This is a genomic window from Pseudoalteromonas luteoviolacea (genome assembly GCF_000814765.1).
GTDB lineage: Bacteria > Pseudomonadota > Gammaproteobacteria > Enterobacterales > Alteromonadaceae > Pseudoalteromonas > Pseudoalteromonas luteoviolacea_H.
Window position 1 is genome coordinate 917,479 of the sequence record NZ_JWIC01000004.1, and the last position, 26,047, is coordinate 943,525.

Annotated in this window: 18 protein-coding genes and 8 tRNA genes; 15 read left to right on the forward strand and 11 right to left on the reverse strand. The window is 41.5% G+C overall.

Annotation, left to right across the window (positions count from 1 at the left end):
* Nucleotides 1-126: 126 nt before the first annotated feature.
* From uvrY to JF50_RS07405, 11 genes are all read left to right on the forward strand, one after another.
* Complete coding sequence (uvrY, locus tag JF50_RS07355; RefSeq protein ID WP_039608761.1) at nucleotides 127-777, forward strand: UvrY/SirA/GacA family response regulator transcription factor; 651 nt, start codon at nucleotides 127-129, stop codon at nucleotides 775-777.
* A gap of 15 nt (nucleotides 778-792) precedes the next feature.
* On the forward strand, nucleotides 793-2,616 hold the full coding sequence (gene uvrC / locus JF50_RS07360) for an excinuclease ABC subunit UvrC (RefSeq protein ID WP_039608762.1): 1,824 nt from the start codon (nucleotides 793-795) through the stop codon (nucleotides 2,614-2,616).
* A 42-nt stretch (nucleotides 2,617-2,658) separates the two neighbouring features.
* On the forward strand, nucleotides 2,659-3,204 hold the full coding sequence (pgsA, locus tag JF50_RS07365) for a CDP-diacylglycerol--glycerol-3-phosphate 3-phosphatidyltransferase (protein ID WP_039608763.1): 546 nt from the start codon (nucleotides 2,659-2,661) through the stop codon (nucleotides 3,202-3,204).
* Nucleotides 3,205-3,377: 173 nt separating this feature from the next.
* A tRNA-Gly gene (locus JF50_RS07370) sits at nucleotides 3,378-3,453 on the forward strand.
* 20 nt (nucleotides 3,454-3,473) lie between these two features.
* Nucleotides 3,474-3,547, forward strand: a tRNA-Cys gene (locus JF50_RS07375).
* 37 nt (nucleotides 3,548-3,584) lie between these two features.
* Nucleotides 3,585-3,671, forward strand: a tRNA-Leu gene (locus tag JF50_RS07380).
* Nucleotides 3,672-3,679: 8 nt separating this feature from the next.
* Nucleotides 3,680-3,755 (forward strand) — tRNA-Gly (locus tag JF50_RS07385).
* A gap of 35 nt (nucleotides 3,756-3,790) precedes the next feature.
* Nucleotides 3,791-3,877: transfer RNA gene (locus tag JF50_RS07390), tRNA-Leu, on the forward strand.
* 19 nt (nucleotides 3,878-3,896) lie between these two features.
* A tRNA-Gly gene (locus JF50_RS07395) sits at nucleotides 3,897-3,972 on the forward strand.
* Nucleotides 3,973-3,987: 15 nt separating this feature from the next.
* Nucleotides 3,988-4,061 (forward strand) — tRNA-Cys (locus JF50_RS07400).
* 37 nt (nucleotides 4,062-4,098) lie between these two features.
* Nucleotides 4,099-4,185, forward strand: a tRNA-Leu gene (locus JF50_RS07405).
* A gap of 249 nt (nucleotides 4,186-4,434) precedes the next feature.
* Here the strand turns inward: JF50_RS07405 and JF50_RS07410 are convergent.
* The 3 genes from JF50_RS07410 to JF50_RS07420 form a co-directional block, all read right to left on the reverse strand.
* Nucleotides 4,435-5,001 carry a hypothetical protein gene (locus tag JF50_RS07410; RefSeq protein ID WP_039608764.1) on the reverse strand — a complete coding sequence of 189 codons (567 nt, stop codon included), beginning with the start codon at nucleotides 4,999-5,001 and terminating at the stop codon, nucleotides 4,435-4,437.
* Nucleotides 4,998-5,762, reverse strand: a complete 765-nt coding sequence (locus JF50_RS07415) for a hypothetical protein (protein ID WP_039608765.1) — start codon at nucleotides 5,760-5,762, stop codon at nucleotides 4,998-5,000. Before JF50_RS07415 ends, JF50_RS07410 begins: the two co-directional genes overlap by 4 nt.
* Nucleotides 5,763-5,923: 161 nt before the next feature.
* On the reverse strand, nucleotides 5,924-9,481 hold the full coding sequence (locus JF50_RS07420) for an ATP-binding protein (protein WP_039608766.1): 3,558 nt from the start codon (nucleotides 9,479-9,481) through the stop codon (nucleotides 5,924-5,926).
* Nucleotides 9,482-10,197: 716 nt separating this feature from the next.
* On the opposite strand from JF50_RS07420, the gene JF50_RS07425 reads away from it, so the two are divergent.
* A complete protein-coding gene (locus tag JF50_RS07425; RefSeq protein WP_039608767.1) occupies nucleotides 10,198-12,075 on the forward strand; it encodes a S8 family peptidase in 1,878 nt (625 codons plus the stop codon).
* Between the two features lie 64 nt (nucleotides 12,076-12,139).
* On the opposite strand, the gene JF50_RS07430 is transcribed toward JF50_RS07425, so the two are convergent.
* Genes JF50_RS07430 through JF50_RS07460 form a run of 7 tightly spaced genes read right to left on the reverse strand, consistent with a single transcriptional unit; the run spans nucleotide 12,140 to nucleotide 20,553 of the window.
* Entirely contained in the window at nucleotides 12,140-13,210 is a 1,071-nt protein-coding gene (locus JF50_RS07430; RefSeq protein WP_039608768.1) for a hypothetical protein, read from the reverse strand.
* Between the two features lie 55 nt (nucleotides 13,211-13,265).
* A complete protein-coding gene (locus tag JF50_RS07435) occupies nucleotides 13,266-14,588 on the reverse strand; it encodes a sensor histidine kinase (RefSeq protein ID WP_039608769.1) in 1,323 nt (440 codons plus the stop codon).
* Nucleotides 14,585-15,922 (reverse strand): sigma-54-dependent transcriptional regulator, encoded by a 1,338-nt coding sequence (locus JF50_RS07440; RefSeq protein WP_039608770.1) that lies wholly within the window; start codon nucleotides 15,920-15,922, stop codon nucleotides 14,585-14,587. The genes JF50_RS07435 and JF50_RS07440 overlap by 4 nt, the downstream gene beginning before the upstream one ends.
* Before the next feature lie 44 nt (nucleotides 15,923-15,966).
* Complete coding sequence (locus tag JF50_RS07445; RefSeq protein WP_039608771.1) at nucleotides 15,967-17,190, reverse strand: ABC transporter permease; 1,224 nt, start codon at nucleotides 17,188-17,190, stop codon at nucleotides 15,967-15,969.
* A gap of 4 nt (nucleotides 17,191-17,194) precedes the next feature.
* Nucleotides 17,195-18,562: an ABC transporter permease gene (locus tag JF50_RS07450; RefSeq protein WP_039608772.1), complete on the reverse strand. Its 1,368-nt coding sequence runs from the start codon at nucleotides 18,560-18,562 to the stop codon at nucleotides 17,195-17,197.
* Between the two features lie 8 nt (nucleotides 18,563-18,570).
* The gene (locus JF50_RS07455; RefSeq protein ID WP_039608773.1) at nucleotides 18,571-19,266 is read right to left on the reverse strand and encodes an ABC transporter ATP-binding protein; all 696 of its coding nucleotides are present in this window, start codon (nucleotides 19,264-19,266) and stop codon (nucleotides 18,571-18,573) included.
* An 18-nt stretch (nucleotides 19,267-19,284) separates the two neighbouring features.
* On the reverse strand, nucleotides 19,285-20,553 hold the full coding sequence (locus JF50_RS07460; RefSeq protein WP_039608774.1) for an efflux RND transporter periplasmic adaptor subunit: 1,269 nt from the start codon (nucleotides 20,551-20,553) through the stop codon (nucleotides 19,285-19,287).
* A gap of 287 nt (nucleotides 20,554-20,840) precedes the next feature.
* Between JF50_RS07460 and JF50_RS07465 the strand changes: the two genes are divergently transcribed.
* From JF50_RS07465 to JF50_RS07475, 3 genes are all read left to right on the forward strand, one after another.
* Complete coding sequence (locus JF50_RS07465) at nucleotides 20,841-22,184, forward strand: hypothetical protein (RefSeq protein ID WP_039608775.1); 1,344 nt, start codon at nucleotides 20,841-20,843, stop codon at nucleotides 22,182-22,184.
* Nucleotides 22,185-22,260: 76 nt separating this feature from the next.
* On the forward strand, nucleotides 22,261-23,658 hold the full coding sequence (locus JF50_RS07470) for a hypothetical protein (protein WP_039608776.1): 1,398 nt from the start codon (nucleotides 22,261-22,263) through the stop codon (nucleotides 23,656-23,658).
* A 332-nt stretch (nucleotides 23,659-23,990) separates the two neighbouring features.
* A complete protein-coding gene (locus JF50_RS07475; protein WP_039608777.1) occupies nucleotides 23,991-25,376 on the forward strand; it encodes a hypothetical protein in 1,386 nt (461 codons plus the stop codon).
* Between the two features lie 43 nt (nucleotides 25,377-25,419).
* Here the strand turns inward: JF50_RS07475 and JF50_RS07480 are convergent, their stop codons facing one another.
* Complete coding sequence (locus JF50_RS07480) at nucleotides 25,420-25,776, reverse strand: hypothetical protein (RefSeq protein ID WP_039608778.1); 357 nt, start codon at nucleotides 25,774-25,776, stop codon at nucleotides 25,420-25,422.
* Between the last annotated feature and the right edge of the window lie 271 nt (nucleotides 25,777-26,047).

The following is a 26,047-nucleotide window of genomic DNA, read 5'->3' on the forward strand; positions in this document are numbered from 1 at the left end:
TAGTAATATAGTCGTATATTGCTAGGTTGGTGTGATGTAACTGATTATGCTTTGTGAAATTATATGTTAATCTCGCAAAGCAAATCGAATAGATTTTTTACCAAGGGCTAGCGTGAGGATGTTCCATTGATTAACGTACTTTTAGTTGATGATCATGAACTTGTAAGGACTGGGATCAAACGCATTTTAGATGATGTGCGAGGTTTCAAGGTGGTCGGAGAGGCTAAAACTGGGGAAGAGGCGGTTACTTTTTGCCGTCAGAGTGAACCTGATATCGTATTAATGGACATGAATATGCCGGGGATCGGTGGGTTGGAAGCAACTAAAAAGATCTGTCGGTACTGCCCTGATGTTAAAGTTATTGTATTGACTGTGCACTGTGAAGATCCGTTTCCAAGTAAAGTGATGCAAATTGGGGCGCATGGTTATTTAACGAAAAGTGCCGGACCTGATGAGATGATCAACGCCATCCGTTCAGTGAATTCGGGCCAGCGATATATCGCGCCAGAGATAGCGCAGCAAATCGCTTTGGCACAGTTCAGTGGCAAAGTTGATGAAAACCCTTTTCAATCATTGTCTGATCGTGAACTGCAAATCATGCTTATGATCACCAAAGGTGAAAAGGCACAAGATATTGCCGAGAGACTCAATTTAAGCTCTAAGACGGTGAATAGCTATAGATACAGAATGTTCGAAAAATTGGATGTAAGCGGTGATGTTGAACTGACTCACTTAGCGATTCGTCATAAAATGATTGATATTGATAGTTCTCGTTAATCAAAATCCAATTTAATGGCTGAATTTGACCACAAATCGTTTTTAAAAACGTTATCCACAGAGCCTGGTGTTTATCGTATGTATGATAAAGAACACCAGGTAATATATGTCGGTAAAGCTAAAAACTTAAAAAAAAGAGTAAGTAGTTACTTCCGTTCAAATATCCCTGATAGTAAAACACGCGTTCTGGTAAGCAATATTTTTAATATTGAAGTCACACTGACTAATACAGAAACAGAAGCGTTGTTATTAGAAAATAACCTAATCAAGAAGTATCAGCCTCGTTATAATATATTGCTTCGTGACGACAAGTCTTATCCCTATATTTTATTGACAGCGCACAAGCACCCTAGAATTGCTTTCCATCGCGGTGCCCGCAAGCAAAAAGGGGAGTATTATGGGCCTTTCCCAAGTAGTGCTGCGGTCTCAGAAAGCTTACGTTTAATGCAAAAAATCTTCCCAGTTCGTCAATGTGAAGATGCATATTATCGTGCTCGTAGCCGTCCATGTTTACAGTATCAGTTGAAGCGGTGCTCAGCCCCCTGTGTTGACAAGGTTACTCAGAGTGAATATGCCGAGCAAGTTGAACTGGTAAGGCAATTTTTAAGTGGTAAGTCTCACCTTGTAATAGAAGCGCTGGTGGCAAAAATGGAAAGTGCCAGTATGGCATTAAACTTTGAGGCTGCTGCAAAATTCCGAGATCAAATAGCGCTTTTAAGGCAAATGCAGGAGCAACAATCTGTGGCGGGAAACTTCGCCGAGATGGATGTGATTGGCTTTGCTCAGCGTAATGGCTTGTGTGCAATACATATGCTGATGATCCGCGATCATAAAATTTTGGGAAGTAAAACGTATTTTCCAAAAGTGCCAAAAGATTCCACCGAAGATGAGATTTTGACCTCATTTGTCGGTCAATACTATGTGTCTAATGGCTCAAATGCGCGTATAGCGAATGACATTGTTTTACCATTTGAACTTGCTGAACAAAAGGAGCTCACAGAGGCACTGACTCAATTGGCACAACGCAAAGTTTATGTTCGTTCAAATGTAAGAGCGGAACGAGCCAATTATTTAGCGCTGGCAACGAAAAATGCACTGAACAGCATCATGGTTAAACAGAGTGCACAAGATGCAGTCAGTAAACGATATGCGCTATTGAAAGAGGCGGTTGGACTCGTTGATATACAGCGCATGGAATGCTTCGATATCAGTCATACTATGGGTGAAAATACGGTGGCATCATGTGTTGTTTTTGACGCCCAAGGCCCCAATACTAAAGAATATCGTCGCTACAATGTAACTGGGATCACACCTGGTGACGACTATGCGGCCATGGATTTTGCACTTCATAAGCGCTATTCGAAGGTGGCCGATGAGTCCAAAGTGCCGGATATTATTTTTATTGATGGTGGTAAAGGGCAGTTAGCACGAGCTGAAGCATTTTTTGAAAATTGGAAATTAGATAAGATGCCCATGCTCATTGGTGTTGCTAAGGGCACCAGCCGCAAACCAGGGCTGGAAACGCTATTATTCGATGGTGGTCGCAAAACCATTAATCTGGAAAGTGATTCACCGGCATTGCATTTGATACAGCATATTCGAGATGAGTCGCATCGTTTTGCCATTGCTGGACACAGAAATAAGCGGCAGAAACAGCGAACTCAGTCAGTGTTAGAGGAAATAGGCGGTGTAGGGAATAAGCGGCGCCAGGCTCTATTAAAGTATTTAGGAGGGTTACAAGGCGTTAAATCCGCAAATATACAACAATTGGGGCAAGTGCCTGGGATCAGTCCGCAGTTGGCTGAAAAGATATTTAACCATTTGCATGACAAAGCTTGATACTTCATGCGAACATATAGAAAAAGAATTCTTTAAGTAGTTATGTGGAATATTCCAAACACGTTAACAACATTTAGGTTGTTCCTTATCCCTGTCTTTGCGGTGGTATTTTATTTGCCTTATTCATGGGCGTTTTTTGCTGCGGCATTTATTTTTTGGTTAGCATCTGTAACCGATATTCTGGATGGTTATCTGGCTCGTAAATTAAACCAATCTACGCCTTTTGGCGCATTTCTCGATCCTGTTGCTGATAAAGTGATGGTGAGTGTTGCATTGGTTATGATTGCTGCTCATTATCAAAATGTGTGGATCACATTTGCAGCGGTTGTAATTATTAGTCGTGAAATTGTTATTTCGGCGCTCAGGGAGTGGATGGCAGGTATCGGTAAAAGAGCCAGTGTAGCAGTCTCCTCTTTGGGTAAATTCAAAACTGCGGCTCAGATGCTGGCGATCATTGGTCTTATTTGGCAGTTTTCCCCTTGGATGTTGATGTTGAGTTATATCTTATTGGCGACTGCGACGGTGTTAACGATCGTTTCTATGTTGCAGTATTTGATTGCGGCAAAAGGTGAATTGCTCAAATCTTGATTGATATTGAGCAATTACAGTACGGTTTAGATAAAAAATAAGCAAACAGTTAAAAACATTCATTTTTTATATTGACGCAATCAAGAAGTTCTGTAGAATGCGTCCGTGTTGAGAGACAACAGTCATCAAAACGAAATGTAAATAAAGCAATGCAAGTTGCCCAAGTTTATGTTGCGAGTATAGCTCAGCTGGTAGAGCGCGACCTTGCCAAGGTCGAGGTCACGAGTTCGAACCTCGTTACTCGCTCCAAATTTTGATGCTGAATTGACGGCGGAATGGCAGAGTGGCCATGCAGCGGATTGCAAATCCGTCTACCTCGGTTCGACTCCGGGTTCCGCCTCCATTTTCTCAATATAATCCACATGCGAAAGCAACCCGATGCCCGGGTGGTGGAATTGGTAGACACAAGGGATTTAAAATCCCTCGCTGGTAACAGCGTGCCGGTTCAAGTCCGGCCCCGGGCACCATTTATTGTGCGAGTATAGCTCAGCTGGTAGAGCGCGACCTTGCCAAGGTCGAGGTCACGAGTTCGAACCTCGTTACTCGCTCCAACTTTACTTAAAGGTTGGCTTTTGCAAAACCCGATGCCCGGGTGGTGGAATTGGTAGACACAAGGGATTTAAAATCCCTCGCTGGTAACAGCGTGCCGGTTCAAGTCCGGCCCCGGGCACCACTTATTTATAAGTGAATATGCGAGTATAGCTCAGCTGGTAGAGCGCGACCTTGCCAAGGTCGAGGTCACGAGTTCGAACCTCGTTACTCGCTCCAACTCTTATAGAGTTTGGCGGAATGGCAGAGTGGCCATGCAGCGGATTGCAAATCCGTCTACCTCGGTTCGACTCCGGGTTCCGCCTCCATTTACTTCCACAGTTTCTACACACGTAGACATCCGATGCCCGGGTGGTGGAATTGGTAGACACAAGGGATTTAAAATCCCTCGCTGGTAACAGCGTGCCGGTTCAAGTCCGGCCCCGGGCACCATTTAAAAGATTATCTCCCACTTACATTTATTTCATTTCATATTTTTATATTTTTTATGAAAGTATTAATATGTTATGTGTAAGTTGAGTGTCGATTAGCGTAAATGAACGCTAAATAGCGATAGGGGACACCAGAGTGGGTTATGTGAATAATCAACGGGTGAGACCCGCTGATCCGTTAATTCACAGCCAGTAGAATTACATAAATAATTTGAGTCAGTATTTGCACTTCGTTGCCAAACAATCCCTTTTAGTTAGGCAACGAAAAGAACTCCAGCATTAATTTAAAATGGCCTGAGCCAAAGTACTCGCTAGAGATGATCTTGCCGTGCCCACTTACACAGTCACCTTCATACGAGTGTACGAGCTCACCTTCCATAACAACTTGTCTTCGATTTTTTGCCCAATAGATCCGGATCCCTTGCTTGGTACCCCTGAATGTATCAAAGTAATCATTGAACTCACGTTCTTTACCTTTTAACGGATTAAGCTCGAAGTCAACTTCTTCGCTCAGCTCTTGCCCATAAGAACTGAACACGGCAAGTTGAAATGTATCATTGATAATTGTATCGAAATCCCACCAGGGTTTGTCTGAGGACGTTAAATCCGGACTCGCCGCTAATAGTGGCACTTCAAAATCGAGTACTTCACAAACCTGCTCCGCAGATTTATGCTGGTTGTAGATCCGCTCAATAATTACGATTTCCTGAGGAGTAAGTGCATGATCTTCCTCGTGCTCAAACTCCGTAATTGATTTGGCAATGAGGTGATCTTCAAGCGACTCTAAAACCTTGTCTGTGATCTTAACCTTATTCATACTGATATCGTCTCATTTATTTTATTGCTGTGAGTGAGAAAGTATATGTCGAAGTCTGTTTGCGGGTTATTTCCTATTTCGAGGTTTAATCCAGATTCTTCGACGCGTTTTGATAATTTATTTACAAACCTAGATATATAGGTTATTGCGGCATTACCCTTAAAACCATGCCGTTCACCCAACTGCTTTTGAGTGAGAGTATTTTGTCGAAAAGAGAGTGAAAAAAAGTCGTAAAACAGCGCTTGCTTCTGTTTGTCTTCTTCTTGTGCAATTGTTTCAAGCAATAAATTTATGAATAGACGCGCATTTTTGTCCATTTTAGTAACCTGATCGGGTGATGGCTGATCACTTGGCATCAATTCATATATGTTGCTAGGTGCGCCTTCTGACGCACTATTACTCTCATACAGGTGCACAATTTGTACAGAACGCCCTTCATCAGGCGCTTTGGCTTGCTCTGAAGCTGATTTTCTTCTGTACGTCACGTTACTACCCATGTCTAAATAGACGCTTTCAAATGCTTTATATGTATAAGCTTTTAAAACATGATTAAAATCGTTTTGCGCATTAAGCTTTTGAGTCTCTTTCTCACTCTCTAGGTTATCGCTAGTTTCTTGCTTAGTCGCTTTTATCACTTTTAACAATGTCTCTTGAACAAGTGCTTCGGTGTCAATTCTGTGATCAGTAATCGACTTTTTGCGAAGTAAAAATTTAATAAATTTATACGCTTCTTGTACGGCTTGTTTGTTATCAAACCACATCCATACCCCCTTTTGATTGTTGTCGTATCCCTTTCATCACTCATTTCTATTACTCTATTAGGAATAGCCTGACTGCTGATTGCGACATAACAACTTTTCGATAAGTTTCAGCATATTATATTTGTATTTCCTAATTGATGTTACCAAGAATTGTTGCCACTTTAGTTACACTTCAATAATTCTATATAATGTTCAAATTTATTTTTTGCTTTTTGCCACTGAATACTCGTATGTGATTGCAAGAACGTGTCTGATAGGACTTTACCCATCTCAAAATAATTACATGCATTGTCTATTTCACCGATTTCAGAAGCGATGTATCCAAGGTTGAATAGTTTTTTCCGATAACTGACTTGATAGCCTTGGTTATCGGGGTGCACTTGCGTGAGATGTCGAGCAAATGCCTCTGCTTTTTTCAGATGCGTTTGGGCAGACTTTTTATCACCTTGATTGTATAGGTGGATAGCAACTTTCGAGTGTGCGCCCTGCAACAGGCTAATAAAATCGACATTATTGCTATCTTGTTTGTGAAGTCTCTCTGCCGCTTTGAGTGCTTTTTCGTAGTATTGTGCACTTTGCTCTGCTTGATTAGTTTGTTTAAAGTAATCACCATAGGTCATATAGAGCTCGATACTGTGCCCTTGCCAGTCAATGTTTGCGTCATTTAAAATGCGCAGTTTTCTTGTGATGTCTAGACCCTCTAAGAAGTGTGTTTGTGCTTCGACTAGATAACCCTGTTTTAATTTACTGCTACCTATGCGGCTTGCCAAAAGTAGCTGGGCGACTTGTACATGTACGTTGTCAGGATCTTTAATCGAATACAGCTTGACCAGTTCATTGGCGTGATCATAGTACTGGTCTGCTTCAACTTTATTACTGCTATTTTCGGCTAAGTTAATGTATATCCTCAGCAAGTTATATTGGGAGACAAGATGGTTCGGGTCCGTTGCCAGTTGCTTTTCAAGTACGCTTTTTGCTCTCAATAATAAATCGCTTGCTTGTTGCTCAGAGGATACCGTTTTTGCAAGGTTTCTGAATGTGTTTACTCGTAGCACGTTAAATGCTTGCTCAAGACTTTCTGTTGGTACGTGAGAGTCCAGCAATTGCAATGTTTCATTGTATTTTTCAGCAGCGAAGTGGATATCGCTGGACGACAAAGCCATAAACGCAATTTGTGAGACAATTTTTGCTTTAGTGAGTATGGAAGTGGCATCTACTGGTAAGTCATCTATCTGCCGTAATGCACGTTCTAAATAGTGCTTAGCATCCTCATTTCTACCTTGTTTAATGAGTAACGCACCAAATTCATAATTAAATGAGATGGCGATTTGTAACTCTTTCGGGTTATCACTATCAATGTTTTTTATTTGATCTTCTAAGATTGCGAGTACTGATTTTAGTTCATCGATATGTGTAGAGTCATCTTGTCGAAGTATTCTCACTTTGATGAGTAACAATTTGAGTTTATCAATATCGTCTAATGCGATGTCATCGACGCTATCTACTAGTTTTGAAATGTGACCATTTAAATATTTACGTTGAAACGTCGGTAGGTATTGAGCAAGTATTGGCTCAATTGAATCAATGTTTAGGAGCACATTGCTTTTTAGATGCGAGAGGGCTTGTGCCGTTTTAGCTTGCTCGGATTCAACCAGTTGCTTTTGGTAATAAGCGAAGGAAGCTGCACCCAGTGCGCATACAAATAGTACACTGGTCGTAAAAAGCCGCCTTTTTTGTGCTTTATTTTTCTGTTCAAGCCCTGACTGATAAAAGGTTTGAGATGCAAGAATATAGTTTTTAATTGATTGTAGGCTGATGGTTCCGGGCTGTATGAGGTACTTAGTACCATCTTGCAGCTCATGCTTACCCAATGTGAAATTATGTTGCTCCTCGGGTGTAGAAGAAAAATTCTTCCACTGTTTGTACTTTGCTTCTACCCCATGAAACCATTGCAGATATTCTTTTCTTGCACTTAGCCAAATGTAAAATCGCGGCCAGATCTGTTGGTCAAGAGAGCGCTCTTCTGCAATGGTGATAAGGCAGTCATGGGTTAATTTTACATAAGGAGGAAGCTTGTGTACTTGGTGCCTTATTACCAGCTGTTTTTCAATAAGTGCATTTACCAACTCGAGTAAATGTGGGTTTTCTTGCTCTAAGGCTAGAAAATCCACATGTTTTGAGTAGCAGGTACCATTGATATTTACGCCGATAAATAGCTCAAAAAACTGCTCTGTTAATGGTTCAAATTGGCCTAAGATATACTCTGCTTGTCGATAAATGACACCAGTTAACTTATTGAGCTGGTTATATTGAGAGAATGTGAGCACTTTTGGTTGGTTACTATCGATTGCTAGAGCATGCATTTGGGCCAATAAATACTCTACAGCAGGCAGTGCATGAGAAAGCTTTAATGCTTCGGTTTGTATGGTTTGTGCTAAACCATCCTCGAGTGTAATACCTAACGCGGTCGCTTGATTGTTGATGATCTTGAGCCAGTCCTCAGCCGTCAAACTATGCGGTACGTAAAAGTCTCTACCTACCATATCTGTGTTATGTAAGTACTCACTTCTAATGCTGGTTATAATAGATATAGGGGTATGTTCTGATAATACCGCTAGACTTTGTAATAAGCGATTATTAGGCTCAATTTCATAAATTTCTTCAAATTGGTCAATGTACCAAATATAGGTCTTTTTATGCGCAGTGAGATGCAATGCAAGCTCATCTAAATAAGTGGTATTTAACTGTGTGAGCTCTTCTATAAATTGCTCAAGGCTCACAGACATAGCCTTGAGAACAGGCTCAAACCCGGCGCCTTTTGAGCTGATAAAGTGCGTTAGTAATGATTTGCTGTCTTTAAAGTCTTTGGGAAGTCCTACTTGCCAACACACATTGCTTTCTTGTTGAGCCAGCGCAGGCAGCAGGCCCGCTTTGATTAAGCTTGATTTGCCACTGCCTGAAACACCATGTACTTTAATTAGAGAGGGATTATCATTAAACAGCGCAAGTAGTTCTGAGGTCAGCTTGTCTCGACCAAAAAAGTAGTATGCGTCATGAGGTTCAAAGCTCCGAAGGCCTTTGAAGGTCAGTGAGCCAGATTGCTGCGCGCCATCATATTCATCTCCAAGTAGCTGCTGCAATGCCTCAGTAATATGCTCAACAGGTGATAACTTTCCTCCTAATAGCTCTACTTCTTTGCATAGCGCATCGTCGATTTCATCGTGATTGGCGAGCGGGTAAAAGACGAAGAATGGGCCTGTATGCCGATGTGTCATCGCATAGATTGCGCCTTGAATTTTATTATTGATATGACCAATGCTATGCACGTTACCACTTGGTGATACCTCTCCAGTGGCAAAACAAGTATAAGTATGACTTACAGGCTTTTTAATGTGTGATCGGTATGCCAATGCACAGCTCAGTGCATAACCTAGTCCAACGCTTGTACTGTCTTCTTGTAAGTTAACGGTTTCTTGGTTACTGGTTTGCAGGTCTAGCTCAATGAAAAATTGATTATTTTGTCTATCTAATGGGTTTAGAGACATAAATGCAGCTTCAGCTGCCATAGCAAAATAGTTGCTCTGCTCTTTAAACTTGTAGCCTAAGGCAAGTATCAAGTCGTTGGCAAACTTCACTTTTACTTTTTGGCGGTCTTTCGGTTTTATAAATCTGAACTTGGGGCTGTATGTGTAGCGCTTATCAGATAGAAGAATGTGCATTATTTTTTAGCTCTTTTTAGTAAATCGTATGTCCCACGATCATCAATATTCTAGTTGTTGTTTTTAACCCATTGTTCTATGTAAGTACACAAAACTTATATTTTGTACTCTATTTAAACGTTAAATCCGAGTAAAAAATAACAAATGCGATAAAAAAACGTTTACACCCTATAAAGGGACGAGTCTAATGAATATTATTCATATTTACGAAACTTTTTGGTTGGCATTTCTCGATATTTTCGAAAAAATTAATATCCTATCTATGACCCTAATTTCCCTACTATGAATTTTTTAATAAATCTACATTTTTTTAGTGTGTTGTTGACTGTTTTGTTATTTTTTGACCAAAATAGCGTTTTAAACAGTCAGAAACCTGTTTTCTATTCATGATTTAGTCCTCAGATTGTATAAGAAATGTTACTTCATCAGGATGTAGTTGATTGAATTTCGTACGTAACTTATCCATTTTTGTGAAAAATCTAGAGTAGATATATCTCGAATTTAACAATTATCTTGAAGGGATAGTGAAGGGCATTTCACTTTATAAAAGGTAACTGTTTAGCTTGACTGTAAGTAAGTAGATATGAACACGTGTTGGTGGTTGTATTGCATTGAAGGAAGTATTCGCATCGCGAGAATTTAATAGTTAAATTCAGTGAAAACAAGGGTTTAAGGATAAAAAATAAAAAATAATCATCGCTTTGCTAGGAGTTAGTATGGATTTTTTTAAAAGAAGTGCGGTTTTTGCAAGTATGTTAGGTAGTTTGGGGTTTGGCGCAATGGTGCAAGCACAGAATGCTGACAGTGCATATTTAGTACAATTTAAAAATGGGCAGCTATCTCAGCACATACTTAGCTCTTTAAAAGTGATTGGACAAAGTGGCGATAAGGTAATAGCGCAGGGGATATTATCTGCACAGCAGTTGGATGAGTTAAATCAAATTGATGGAGTCACGTTCGAAGCAGATTACGGTTTATCTCTGAGTAGCAATTCACTTAATTACTTCAAAGCAACAACAAATAGCCTAGATGTACTGGCAAATAGTGAGCTAGAGCCCTATTGGTTACGTGCAACTTCTATCAGTAAGTTACCCTCCGCGACCAACGATATTTCAGTATGTGTTATTGACTCGGGTGTTGATAGTAACCATCCGGACTTACCTGTCAATATTCATGGTTATCACAGTGTTTATGCAGGCTTTTGGGATCAAGATGCATTAAGTCATGGTACGCACATGGCGGGCATTATCGCTGCACAAAGCAATGGGATCGGGGTTAAAGGTGCACTCAGTGACGGTGTTGCTAGCTTGCAAGTTCACAAATTAATAAAAACTGCAAATGGGAAAAACTCTGCAATTTGGGGCGGCAACTTAATCGAAGCCATCGAAGTGTGTGCAAATTCAGGCGCGAAGGTAATTAATATGTCCTTGAGTGGTGAACAGTATTCACCTATGACGATAGCAGTCATTGATAGGCTGGCTTATGATCGAGGCCTTATATTCGTTGCTGCAGCTGGCAATCATGGCACGACAGAAAAAAAACAACAAGGTATCTATGATGATGCACTGCATTATCCAGCTTCATATCATAATGTATTGTCGATTGGTGCATTGGAAACCGATGGGACCATTGCATCTTTTTCGCCAACCAATCAGCATATTGACTTTGTCGCACCTGGTAGCAAAATTGTATCTACTGCCAACCGTAGCCATTACGCGGTTCAGGAGGTGGTGATACAGCACAGTGGGTCAATTTCTGATGCGCTAAAATACACGCAAATTGATGTGGGTGTGCGCAGTGAATCAATGCAAGCTACCTTGCCAGAACATTGTGTGTTTACGTTATCTAGTCGTGATGTGCAACAGCAGTTAACACAGCGTACGTTACCGTATGAGACACGTCAGGATCTCAGTAATGCGCAATCTAGTTGTGTAGCGGCCGGTGGTAAAGTACTACTCATTAATTACCCACAACGTTCAGAAGGCCGTTTAAAGGGCATAGACTATTACACAGAGTTTCCAACGTTATTGGTACATCAATGGCCTAATGTCACAGACAGCGCTAACATGTCTATCGCTATCAACAGTTACCACAGTGACTACGTTGTCGGTGCGGGTACTTCCCAAGCAACGGCGATTATTTCTGGTGGGATTGCTCGACTTTGGTCACAAAACCCGAATTGGGATAGGGCACAAATTATAGGTGCGCTTCAAGCGACTAGCCATGATTTAGGAGACTTAGGAAAAGATAATGTATATGGCCATGGCCTACCAAACTTTGCGCAGGCACTGACATATTTGCAATCAGGCTATACGCCAGCTTGCCCACAAAATTGGTATCACAATAAGCCTTACGATGGGGGAGAGCAAGTTACCTATCAAGGTAAAATATACAGTGCGTATTATTGGAATAAAGGTGCCAACCCATCGCAGTCGCCGAAAATGTGGCAAGCGCAAGGAGAGTGCGATTCAAGTAATCAAAGCCAATCAGCGCCGGCTGATGCTGGGTTTAGCATCTTAGACTTTTCGGGTTTAGAGAATGAGAGCTCAACATATAGTTGTAAAGGTCTAAGTTTGATGTGTGGAGGAGGCTAAGCCATTATCCATTAGGGTGGCTTGCACCCTAATGATGTATCTTAATTCGCGGACCCTAGATATGTTAGGTTTTGCTTTCGAGGAGCCAAACATAGACTACTGGAAAACCTGCTTTATAGTTGATTTGTATATCCAACAGTTGACCGCTGACTGTTTGTTGAATATCAAAACGAGCAGTGTTTAAAAAGTATCGACCGTTTTTATTAAGTAATGTGGTACTTGCTGATACAGTGAGTCCTTTGTTTTTTGCGAGTTCAACCAGCGCATCACGAATGGCAAATTTAATTGCACTACTAATGAGGTTGTCAGGCGCTATCGTGCCATCTTCACCAAAATTGCCCATCACGATGCTGCGGCCTTTGTATTGCTTTATTTTTCGCCAGTTTTGTGTCGTGTATGGCTTTATATTCGCTTTATTCGTTTGGTAATTTGCAAGTAAAGTTGATCCGTAATTGCAACTTTGTGACAAGAGCAAAGGTTGTTGATGTCCACTTTTGCGTACTTCACCATGCCTTGAGAAATGAGTTTTATGATGTTGCTCAGAATAAGACTCAAAGTAATACTCTTGCATGTTTACGTGAGCTTGACTTAGATAACTTGCCAAAGCATTCGCGTTCACGTTTGTCATGGCCAACTGTTCGTGGGGTAGGGCTGTGTAGTAGCTCGCACCTATGACATGGCGACCCTCCCCGTTGCACAGCCATGTTGGTTTGCACAAATTAAAATTACAACTGACTTCTTGGCAAGCCTGTGAATCATCAATGGGCTGAATACTTGCGTACGTATAAAGTGTATTCGAAGTGATGTAGGGCTCAGAGAAGTATACACTTTGGCCGTTTGCTAAGGTCAATTGGTTTTGTTCTGCTGATAATTGTGCGATAGCTTTATTTATACCCGGAAGTTCATAGTATTGGGTGAGCTGTAAAGCTGCTCGTTGCCTACTGGCGATAATAGAACCATCTTGGGTCACGCTCTGAGGCGCTGCTGTACCAATAAAGCCAAGCTGGTCTTGTGTTACTGGGTTTTGTAGCCAGCACGGTATTTGGGTAATAGATTGAGTTTGGTTGTTAGTTGTTTGGCAAGCGCTCAGCGCAAATACACTCAGCCCAACCCAGAACCTAGCGCGTAATAACATGAAAAAATCCTTGATACAGGCCCTGTGTTATATTCAGGAACTGAGTCCATCGTTACTACTGAGTGTCTCGTAAAGGGATGTCAAATTCAACCATCAAGCCACCCTGTGCTCGGTTTTTGAGTTTAAGCTGGCCTTGATGCGCATGCACAATATCATTACACAAGCTCAGCCCAATACCGCTACCTTCTGGCTTTGTCGAGTAAAATGGCAGGAGTGCTTGATGAAGGTTTCCGCTAGTAATCCCGCATCCACGGTCTACAACCGCGATGCGAAGACGGTGATAGTCTTTAATTACTTTTATGGCAATATGCTCGACAGGGCTACCTGATTGATGGGCATTCTTTAATATATTAATCAATACTTGTTCAATTTGCGTGTTATCAAAATAACCTTGTTCGATGGGTAATGACTCTAGTAACTCAAATGGATATAGAGCGCGAACTTGGTCAAAGAGCTGTTTGATTGAGTGATAGCCAAAGTGAGGCTTAGGCAGGCGAGCAAAGCGTGCGTACTGTGCAATGAATTCACTTAAATTTTGTGCTCGTTGATTGACAGTTTGTAAAATATCAGGCAGCAATTCTAGGTGTTTATTTTGCTCTAACATATTTTTTGCGGAAGCTGTGAGGGAACTTATCGGCGCTAACGAGTTATTGAGTTCGTGACTAATTAACCGGATGGCACTCTTCCACATATGCAGCTCTTCTTGACCAAGCTCTTGAGAGACATTTTTCATAATCATCAATTGATGTGGTTGGTGATTAAACATGACATTTTTGAAGCTCAGATAGTAGCTTTGTTTTATGTCATTGTGTTCGAAGCTTATCAGGCCTGACTGCGCTTGCATAATTGACTTCTGCAGCTGTGGGGGAAGGTTTTCACAGCATTGATGTAAGGTCATACCGTCAAGCTTTGATGAATGTAATAGTTGGGTAGATTCGTTATTAAAGTAAACGATGTGTTTGTAGGGGTCGACCAATACAATACCCATAGGTGAAGCTTGTACAATACTATCGAGCAGTATCTCTCGTTGGTTGAGTGTTTGTCTTTGTTTTTTTAACTGTTGAGTGAGCTTATTATACATGTGTACAGCTGCGCCTAGCTCAAGGTGTCTTTGTTCCGCTATACGGATAGAAAAGTCATTGTCATAGAGGCTTTTAAGGCCATTTGTGAGTGTATCGATGACGCGTCTATGTTGTTGAAAAATAAACTCACAACAAAAAAATGCCAACGGCAATGTGATCAGCAAAGAGAGTAGTAACCCAACAATAATTGGGACGCCCATAAAGAAAAACGCAGATTGAATTGATGTGGCAAGTACTATAAATAATGTACAAAAGGCGGCCATTTTTCCTGCTAGAGATCTTCTTTTGGTATTCATGAGCGCGCTATTCCAAATTTATCCATGCGTCGGTACATCGCTTGGCGACTAAGGCCTAAACTTTTGGCTGCGTGAGTGACGTTGCCGTTGTGAGAGGTTAACGCATTTTGAATATCTTGTGCCGATAACTCTGTATGCGCTGCGGAGTTGATAGGGTTGACCTTGAGACCTAAATCACAGACCTCAATGAGGTCACTTTTAGCGAGTAGCTGAGCACGGCCGATGACATTTTGAAGTTCTCGGACGTTACCCGGCCAAGTATGACGTTTTAGCGCATTGACCGCACCGACACTAAGTTGCTTGTTACCCCCTATAAAATGATTTGCGAGTGGAATAATGTCTTCTGGTCGCTCCATCAGTGCAGGTAACTTTAACTCGATCATGTTTAATCGGTAGTAGAGATCCTCTCGGAATGTCCCTTGTGCAATCGCGGTATTTAAATCGGCATTGGTGGCACTCAATACACGGACATTAACTTTTTTTGTTTGGCTACTACCCACGGGTTCAAATTCGCCAGTTTGTAACACGCGCAACAGTTTTTGTTGCCCAGACAGTGGCAAATTCCCAATTTCGTCTAAAAACAGGGTACCGCCATCAGCCGCTTCAAATCTTCCGATCCGGTTTTTATTGGCACCGGTATATGCGCCGCCCACGACACCAAATAATTCTGCTTCGATTAAATCAGCCGGCAATGCACCCGCATTGATTTTGATAAATGCATTGTTTTTATAGGCACTGTTGGCAACGATCACTTCGGCGATTTTTTCTTTGCCCGCCCCATTTGGACCTGTTATGAGTACTGGTGCGTCTGAGTGCGCAACTTGGGTCGCGATTTCTAATAAGTTAAGCATGGCTGGATCTGCATAAACAAGACCTGCTAAGTTATAGTGTTCTGCCAGTTTATTTGCCCGATTCCGGGCTTGTGTTTGCTGTTGGAATTGTGCTTTTTCTAGACGGTATATTTCGAGTAATTGAGTAACTGACTTGAGTAGCTTTTCTTCTCGCCATGGTTTTTCTAAATAATCGGCTGCCCCATCTTTAATTAGTGCGACAGCGGTTTCTAAGTTTGCCCAAGCGGTGAGTAAGATAATAGGTAAGTCAGGGTTTAAGGCACGGATCGCTTGATAAAGCGCTTCACCCTCTACGCCAGAGGTGGTGTCTTGGGTAAAATTCATATCTTGGATGACTAGGTCGTAAGCTTGGTTGTTGAGCATATCGAGACCTTGTTCTGGGCTTGTGGCGCCATCACAGTCAATGTCATTGAGTAAAAATAGCAGCTTAAGTGCTTTTATAACGTCCTGATTGTCGTCAATCACAAGTATTTTGTTTTGCATATTCTTATCGTTATTTTTGCCGGTACCATGTACCGGCTTGTTATTTAACTGGTTTTTGTAACCTGTGCTGGAGATATTTTAGCTGCTTTTCGCGCTGGGATATAGACAGCTGAGGCACTTAGTCCCCAAACACAGAGGGCTACGGCCGCAGCAAGCCATGGGACTATCAATCCTTGAATACGCAGGTTGGTTACAAAGTATTGGTTTAGCCACATGGCTGCAAATAAACCCAAGGTAATGCCCACTATGGCTAAGATTGAATTTTCTAACAATAACGTTCTCATTACTCTGGCTTGAGAGGCGCCCAGCGCTCGCAGTACGCCAATTTCTTTTTTACGAACAGAAATGGAAAATGAAACCAGTGCGATGATCCCAACCCCAGTCACGAGGATAGCGATGGCACTGATCCCCATCATAATAAATGCAAAGGTACTGCGGCCATCCCATAGACGTTTCTTGGCACGCGCTGCAAATTCTACTTGCTGAACTAAGCGACCTTCTTCTTCAAACAGTTTGTTCTCAATGGTTTCAAAAATTGCATCGTCGGTATTTTCAGTCACCTTGACCAAATAGTTTACTTGGCTGTTAGTGCCAAAGTGAGCTTCTGGAATAATCGCAGAGTGATACCAGCTGTTGGTGTAAGCCGCTACTTCACCTAGCATCATGTCTTGATAAGTCGCAATAACTTGATAAGGAAGACGGTCGTTATGAAGATAGACGGTTTGCCCAAGCGCACTTTGCTCTGGAAATAACGCGGTAGCAAGCGCATTACTTATCATCACAACACTTGCCCTTTGACCTTCACTAGCGTGACCGAATATATATTCTGTATCGTAAAAACTACGGCCATGAGTCACCTGAATACCAAGTGTTTCAAGGCCCCCAGGTGTTTGCGCAAAAAGTGCAACGTTTTCACCCTGTTTATCTTCATCCAGTGTCGCGTGAGCAAAGTTACGCCCGTTCACTGTGGCTAGCACTAATTCGTTAGCGGCATAGCTAACGCTTTCAACACCTGCGATGGACTGTAGCGTTTGTAAATCTCGCTCAACGAGAGCGCCTTTATCAAGGTTTTTATCGAAAACACGGGTATAGACATTGACTATTTGCTGCTCTGCAATATGCGAGGGGATCAGCCAATTTTGCAAGGTACGGTAACTAATAAAGCTGGTATTACCTATAATGGTTACTGCGATGGCAATTTGCAAGGTGATCAGCAAAGAGATACTTTTATGCTTTAAAATGAGTTTTAGAATATGTTTAATCGCCATAAATTTATCCTCTTAATTGAGATGCAGGCGTAATTCGGCTGGCAGTGATGATAGGGAACAAGCCGGCAATCAAAATAGTGGCATAAATGCTAAGCGCTGCCTTGAAAGCAAACCAAATATCCATGTTGTAAAGTCTTTGTACTTGCTCTGCAACACCGACGTAATCCATTGAATACATAGCTAAAAGGTACATGACATATAAGCCCAACTGTGCGCCTACTAAGCCTAAAGTAATGGCAATGGTTGCGCCGATTAATAGCTCAATGACTTGCAGCTTGATGATGTACATTCGATTTGCACCGAGCGCTCGGTATAACGACACGAGCTTTGCACGATGTTGGTTTTTAGCCAGTAAAATCCCAACGGTGTTGACCAAGGTGATGGCAAAAAGCAGATAAGCAAAATTGAGATAAACACGTTCCCAGTCCATAAAGCTGTAAATAGTGTCATGTAATAGTTTTAAGGATTGGACATAGTAAGGCTCACTGTGTGGGAAGCGCCCCTGACTCATTTGCTGTTGGGTATAATTTCTTAGCCATAGGGTTAATTCGTCTAATTGTTGCTGTGCGTTATCAGTGCTGACTTGTGCCCAAGCATGCAAAAAACCACATTCCGCACTTTTTAACCCCGTCATGTTTGACTGACGGAATTGAGTGCGTAGCGGCTCTTCTTTAGTCATACATGGCATGTAGCCAACTCGAGGCAAGTTATTTGCCATTGCATGGTCTAAGGGAATAAAGGCAAGATCATTTTCTCTATTGCTAAAGCTATTATTTTGAAAACGAAAAGTGTGATGCGATAAATCTACAACACCGACGACTTCGAGTTGTTGATTATTGATCACGACAAATTTGCCGACCGAGTTTTGACCTGCGAATAAGTGGTCATTGGCTTTTTTCTCTAGCACTATGATTGCTGAGTCATTCATATTTTCAGGCCAAGGGCTGCCAAATAAAAACGGGGCGTCCATGATTGCAAAGAAGTGTTCGTCTACTGCGGAGCCTGTGGCATCAAGAGGTCTTGCACTATTATCACTGAGATCCAAAATAAATGACGTGGTGTAATTAAAGCTCAGGTTTTCTAATGATACTTCTTTTTGCTCAAAGGCAATCGATAGCGCTTGGGCATCACGGTATGTCATTGGCGGCGTTCTCAGAGCATGGCGTCTGTCAAATTCGCTGTCCATATAGTTAAGGCTGATATGATTAAGCTCGTTTAACTTATGTGACATCGCAGAGCGGCCACTTTGATCTATGATAGTACTCATTGTGAGCAGCAAGGTAATGCCGATGACGAGGTTGACTATCATCAAGGTTGTTAATTTGGATTTTTGTTTAAACCCTTGCCATGCAAGGTGAAGTGCGTCTTTCATATAGTCACCTATACCGCTAAATCTGTAAGTTGGCTTTTAGCTATATCACTGACTTGACCGTCTAAGATCTGGATATTACGGTGCGCGCGCTGTGCCAATTCATTGTCATGTGTCACCATGATAAGTGTGGTGCCTTGACGGTTGATATCTTGTAACAGCTCCATGACTTGACGTGCCATCATGGTATCCAAGTTACCGGTTGGTTCATCGGCGAGTAAAAATCGTGGTTTACCTGCAAGTGCTCTTGCAATGGCGACACGTTGCTGCTGGCCCCCACTTAGCTGGGCGGGGTAGTGGTTGGCACGGCTACCTAGACCTACCAATTCGAGGCTTTCTTCTATGCGTTGCTTTCGCTCTTTTTGATTGATACCACGGAATATTAATGGGACTTCAATATTATCGTATAGGTTAAGGTCCGCAATTAGGTTGAAACCCTGAAAAATAAAACCAATTTTTTCATTTCTAAGCCTTGATAGGTGCTTGTCTGAAAGCTGACTGACATCTTCACCATCCAAGATATATTCGCCTTCCTCAAACGTCTCTAGTAAGCCTGTGATGTTTAAAAAGGTGGTTTTACCAGACCCGGACGGACCGGTCACAGCGATAAACTCGCCTTCATCTACGGTGAGGTTAACACCACTCAGTGCATGTGTCTCGACTAAGTCTGTACGGTAAATTTTGCTGATGTTATTCATTTTAAGCATGGGTTTATCCTTTTATTTTTATTCACTTAGTATGACTTGTTGCGCTTGTTGAAATGGTGCGAGGCTAGATATTACTATGGTATCGCCTGCCTGCAAGCCGCTTTTAATTTCGACTTCTCTGATGCTTTTTACGCCAAGCTGAATATCGGTTCGATACGCGCTGCCCTGGCTGATTTTATAAGCCGTTGTTGCCGAGCCCGTTTCGATAAATGCGCCACGGTCAACTTTGAGTATGTTTTGCTTATGCGAGATGATGATCTGAGCATTTATACGCTGATTTTGTCTCAAATTTTCAGGCTGTTGGTCAAAGCGTATGCGTCCAGAAACACGACCATTTTCTACTTCAGGAGAAATGGCCATCAGAGTGGCAGGGTAGTACAAGTTATTAATTTGTACTTTTGCGCTTAAACCGATCCCTAATTCATCTGCTAAGTTTTCAGGGATATAGGCCTCCACTTCAAGTTCGCTTAAGTCAACTAATGACATCAGTTCAGTGTCTCTTTGAATATGTTGTTTTTGTTGCACATTTAAATTACCGACAATGCCGCTTAATGGTGAGGTTAAAGTTAATGCGTTAACTTGCCTTTGTAGATCTGCAACAAGGTGACGTTGTCTGTCCAAGTCAAGTTGGGTACTTTGTAATTCAAAGCTCAGTTGCTCCTGTGAGAGCTTTAAGCTGTCGATTGCATGGCGTTCATTGAGCTGCGCTCGTTTGAGCTCGACTACGGTTTGTTCGAGTTCCAGTTTAGAGATTATTTGCTTTTCAATACTGGCATTGGCACGGGCCATTTCACTTTGTGCGGCTTCTAGTTCGACTTTTGCGAGTTCCATGGCTTGTGTGTTGTCCAATTGTTGTTGCTTGATTGCGATTTGCTGACGTTTTACTTCCATTTCTATACGTCTGAGCGTGGCTTCCTCCTGTAGCAGCTGATTATGCAGTTCAGGGCTGTCAATGCTCGCCAATACTTGTCCTTCGCTGATGGTGTCGCCAGCTTTAACGTGCAATGTCACAGTGCCGGAAGCAATGGCATACAGTGAAGGACTGACAGCTGCAAGGGTACGGCCTTCAACACGTATATCTTGGATCATGTCACCCAGTACGACCTGAGCCATTTTCAATTGCTGGGTGGATACGACTTGCTCTGCCGATAGCAGCATAGAAAAGCTGTTATAAGAGAACCCCACGGCGCTAATAAGCCCTATGCCCCCAAGGCTAGAGAGCACCCATTTTTTGTAGTGGGATTTTTTTGTTATTGCTTTGTCCTGTTTAGATGTATTGCGGATCATAACGTCCGACTCCTTGAAACGAAGTTGTTGATAGTGCTATATCAATCTATGTGCCAACTTGTAATGCATTGTATTTTATGTATTTTTATTTTTTATTGTGTTTTGAATATGAGAGGCGGACGGACACCGGACAGTACGCGGACAACGGGGTAAATACGGACAATGGCAGATAAACTCAACGTCAAATCAGTGCTCAGAGTGACATTTATTAACGTTTGGCAGGCTTATGTGTGTTAACATTTGTACCTGTTTAGATTTGAATCTAAATTAGCTCTAAAGGAATTTACATGACAAAAATAAATAATAAATACACTCTAGTCAGTGCAACGGTTTTGCTTGCTCTTTCAGGGTGTGGCTCTTCAGATAAAGATAATCTAGATATAGTTATACCGCCTGCACCCCCCTCACCTGAGATAAATCAAGTTGCACTAAAAACCGTTTATGACGGCTGTAACGGTGATGAACGTTTTCCAAATGTGGACATTGTTTTTCATGACGCAAGTGGTGGCGTTGTGTCAACGCATACGTCTGATGCGAATGGTGAATTTAAGAGCGCCATTCCAGATCAGGCCGTGCATTTGTCTGTGGTAGAGCCAAGGGGTGAGCAGCCGCAAAGTAGAATGATTCGAACTTTCATGGATATAGATGGAGACGTTAATTTAGGTTCAATCTTGTTTATCCGTCCAGATAATGCGCCTTCATGTTCATTTGTGAGTCCCACATGTAGCTCAGTTTCATTAGATACATCTAAATTAGATGTTGCTTATGAAGGTTACAAACTGGTCACGAGTGAGGGGAATACTCGTATTTTGGGTCAAGCGGATTCTAATATGTACCCAATTACACTCAATGTTTGTAATGATCAAGATAACTATCACGTTGCGCTTATCTCTCCAGACAGCACTTCTGCACAGGCGGCGAAGCTGTCAAACTTGGCCCTTGACAAGCAGGTACATTTACAAGCGGACGATTTTGTCTACTCTGGCGTTGCGGTGAGTGATCCTGGCTTGGAAAACTTACACTACAGTAACATTAGTACTTTTGCGGCTCCAGAGTTCGAACAGCCCATTTTCAGCAAAATACAGTTTATTTTTCCAGAACTGGGCGCTTTTCGATTTTATGATGCTGGGAGAAGAAGTAATGTTACCATAAATACTGATAGGTATTTTATCTACAGTGGCTCTATGTCACGCATTGATGAAACTGGCCAGATCCAACTTGAAGCACCGATAGAAATCGATGATGCACCTTTAGATATGTTGATGTCTTTCAATAGCTTACAATACAGTTATGACTTTGCACATATGGATGAACGGATCAATGAAGTGCTATGGAATATTCGATTTACCGATGCAGCGTCTGACCGATATGACTGGCGGATCTCAGGAGATTTGGCAGGGAGTGTACCGTCTTTTGAATTTGGTCAGTTGTTAAACCAGAACAGTCTAGAGCTATCAAAGTTATCGGGTATACGTCTTGTTTTGTCTGGACTCCCAGAGATTTCCACAGACCTCAATACGTATAGAACCAGATTGGCTGATATGACAAAAGAAGGATATCTGGATCACTCTCACGTAGAAGCTCAATCGTATATTTATAAATATTATTCTCATACAAATCGCGATGATTAAGAGGCTTGGCATTTTTGCTTAATAATATGGCTCATGAATTAAAGAGCCATAGCTTAGAAAAATAAAAAGGACAAAAATGAAAAATAAATTATATGCGCTTCTTCCTGTGGTTACTGCCTTAACTCTTGCTGGATGCGGTTCTTCATCAAAAGATGCACCCAGCCCGGTTGTCACTGAAAAACCGACTCCCGTTATACCTCCAGCCTTAAAAAGCATAGAGCTAAAAACGGTGTTTGAGGGGTGCGCTGGCGAAAAGCCAAAATCGAATGTCAATATTGTGTTTCACGACGCATTAGGTGCGGTTGTTGGACAAGGTACATCAAACTCAGAAGGGGTATTTAAAGGGGATATCCCTGCAGACGCCAAACACATTTCTATTGTCGATACCGATATCAAAGAGGGGTTACAAATTAATGGCGAAGTTGTGACCCATATGGACATAGAAGATGGGTTGAATTTAGGCACAGTGAGTTTTAATGTGCCTAAAAGCTATCAAGGGTGTGACGTACCAGCGGTATCACCATGCATTAAACTGCGAGTGGATTACACTGAGATACAAAGTGCATATCCTCACCACACTGTGGTGAGCCAAAGGGGCAACATCCTTGGTACGCATAACCCTGACCATTTAGATACGGTACCTGGCCTCACGGATATTCAGAGTTGTGGTGAACATGATGTCTTTCAGTTTGCGTTAGTGTCACCAGATGGCACGGTTGCAAAAGCTGCGAGTGTTAAGCCTTCGCAATACCTTACACCATTGACTGTGAAATTAGTTGCTGAAGATTTTATATACGAAGGTGTGGCGGTTGACACAGCTAATTCAGAGTTTAAAGGTGAATCATCCATTACGTCTTATCAAAAAGAAGAGGTAGATTTAGAAGGGGCTTACCCATATAAAACTATCTTCTCTGCATCTACGACGGCGATGCAATTTATCTTTCCAGACTTAGCAGATTATCACCAATACCGTGCCTACTTGGATGAAGACATAGAAATTGGCGAATATAAGATTAGTAGGCGTCACTCTTCACGCTCGACCATTACAGAATCTGGACAGTTTGACTTTGAGGCACCCATTACCTTAACAAAGAGTATTGAAGCCGACTTTTTACTTGGTAATGTGAATAATAGCTTTAGCTTTGATTATGACTTTAGCAATCTAGATGACCGACTTCGAGTGGTGAATTGGTATTTCTCTCCTACTAATGCTGCGGGTGAATCAATTCAGTGGCGTATTTTGAGTGATACATCTGGCACGATCCCTGAATTTCAATTTGGCACACTGTTAGATATTAATAGTGCTGATTTTGCTGCAATGGAAAACTTTGAAATTATGCTTTGGTCTCACCCTCATGGACCTGAAGGTTTTAAAGCGTATAGAGAGTTTATACGACAACACAAATATGCTGATTTTGACAAAGCAGAGTACAAGTCTTTTGTACAAGCAATCTATTCGTTCAGAAAGCTTTGAACGAAGTGATTGTCAAAAAGGTAGTTTGGGCAATATCCCAAACTACCTTTAACCTTCAAATTAAATAAGTAAATAGATCTCGTTGTCATGTTTTATCATTCAACACATATCGTGTTTTCCTATATCACGCTGTACTAACTTTTACATTTCTGTATTTATTATTTTTTCATCTTTCAGCATGAAGCAGACGGGCAATGGACATTGCGTCACTTGTTTTTGATTTGCAAACAATAGCATAGAGTAACATTTATTAACTTTTATTAGGTAGCTCACGTGCTAAGGTTTGTTCCGATTTTGATTGGAATTACCCATTTGTTTTAAAAGGAAATAAAATGAAGAAAATAAATCTCAACAATGCGTTTGTGACCAGCGCAGTACTGATGATGCTATCAGGCTGTGGTTCGTCAGACGATAATCAAGTTGTGGTTTCACCAGTGGTGCCCGTCCCAGAGCTTGGGTCTGTGACACTCAATGCGGTGTTCGGTGGATGTGCGACGGCAGATAGTAAAACTGATATTGAAATCATTTTTCATGATGAAAACGGGGGAGTGGTTGCCACGGCGAACCCAGATGAAAATGGCGCTTATCAAGGAGATATTCCTGAAAATGCTAAACATATCTCTGTTGTAGATACGATTGCCCGAGAAGATAGTCGTATGCTTCGAAAAATATATACACATATGCATATATCAGGAGATGTTAATTTGGGCACCATGGTATTTGATTCACCGCAAGAGTGTAGTGCCATCACGGCGATACCTTGTCATTCCTACTTTGTTGATGTAAGGGACGCTGAACTAACATACCCCGATTATAAGATATTGACTAAAGGCTTGGACTCAACCTTTTTGAATTACGCGTACACTAAACCGTTAGTCGACTCTTTGCACGATGCGCACCTTTGCAGAGATGAAAAGCTCATTCCATTTTTGGCTGTGTCAGGCGATAAAGAGATAGCCAAACTTGCCCGTGTTGAACCCAATACCGATGCGAATACAGGCATGTTTCAGTTGTTAGCTGAAGATTTTAGTTATGATGGACTAGCCGTCACGGCACCTGAACTGGATGAGGGGGCTGACATAGTTATTGCTTCTTATATTCAGGGAAAGCAAGAGGGTGATAGCTATAAATTATTGTTTAATATGCCTGCAATGACAGCAAATGTCATTTTTCCTGATTTAGCTGACTATTCGCAGTACAGCGTAAAAGTGAGTGATGATACCGATTTAGATATTTTCCAGCTGATACGCACAAGCTCCTCAAAATCTGCAATTTCCTCTGAAGGGGAAGTGAACTTTACGGAACTTGTTGAATTAGATAACGGTCTGGGTCAGGCACTTTTATCTAGTCACGACAGCAGTAGTTTTAATTTTAGTTATGACTTCAGTGTATTAGACGATAGATTGAAGCTGGCAGATTGGCAATTTGTATTTTCATCTAGCGAAGGGGTGAGTTATCAATGGCATATCACCGGTGATACGGAAGGCAGCATACCAGAGTTTCAATTTGGGAACGCGTTCACTTTAGGCAGTGTTGAGCTTAATGGGCTGTCATCATTTCAAATTAGTTTGTCTGGATATCCAAAAGGCCCAACGGCATTGAATGAGTACCGCACATTTTTAGCGACTCAGGATAAGGACGATTTTTCAAAAGCTGAAAACCAATCTTATATACAATTTGACTATAAATTCATAAATAAAAGTGGTCGTATTGATTAAGTGCGCTCAATTCTGAATTTTTGAAAAAGTGGTATTAAGCAAGCTAGCTTGTAGTTTGATACCACGTCAAGCCATATTGAGCTAAACCATGTAACACAGCAAGCTGCATAAGTACTAACCAAATTGTAAATAGACTACTCCAAGACTTAGACATCCCTAAAATTCGATTAAAAATAAAGACTAACCAAGTGAATGACAATATCACTCCCATTAGATGGTCAATTGCACTTATGGCATATAAGGTCGTAATTGTGGCAATGAATACAGCGAGTGCACAGCGCAGAATATTGCTGTAATCCGCTCCAATAAATTGAATTGTAACTTTGGCAGGTATGAGTGTAATGGCAAATAAAAGTGATAAGACTAAGAAAGCAGACTCTATGGGATAGTTTAAATCCATTTAACAATCTATAAAATATTAGTTTCCAAGTAAGGTAATTATTTCATATTAGGGAGGTACAGGCCAGATTAAAGGGGCAAGCACCAGCAAAATTAATGATACTTTTCAGTGACGCTGTTTAATATCCCGATGTTAAATCTGATACTTAAATATTGGTATTTTTAAATTTATCCATATTTTTTCCTTATTTCATACCCATAGTCAGTGTCGGTGGCCTAGATCCAGTTAATTACCTGATTCTAATACAGTTGTTTTTATTATCGGGATAGAT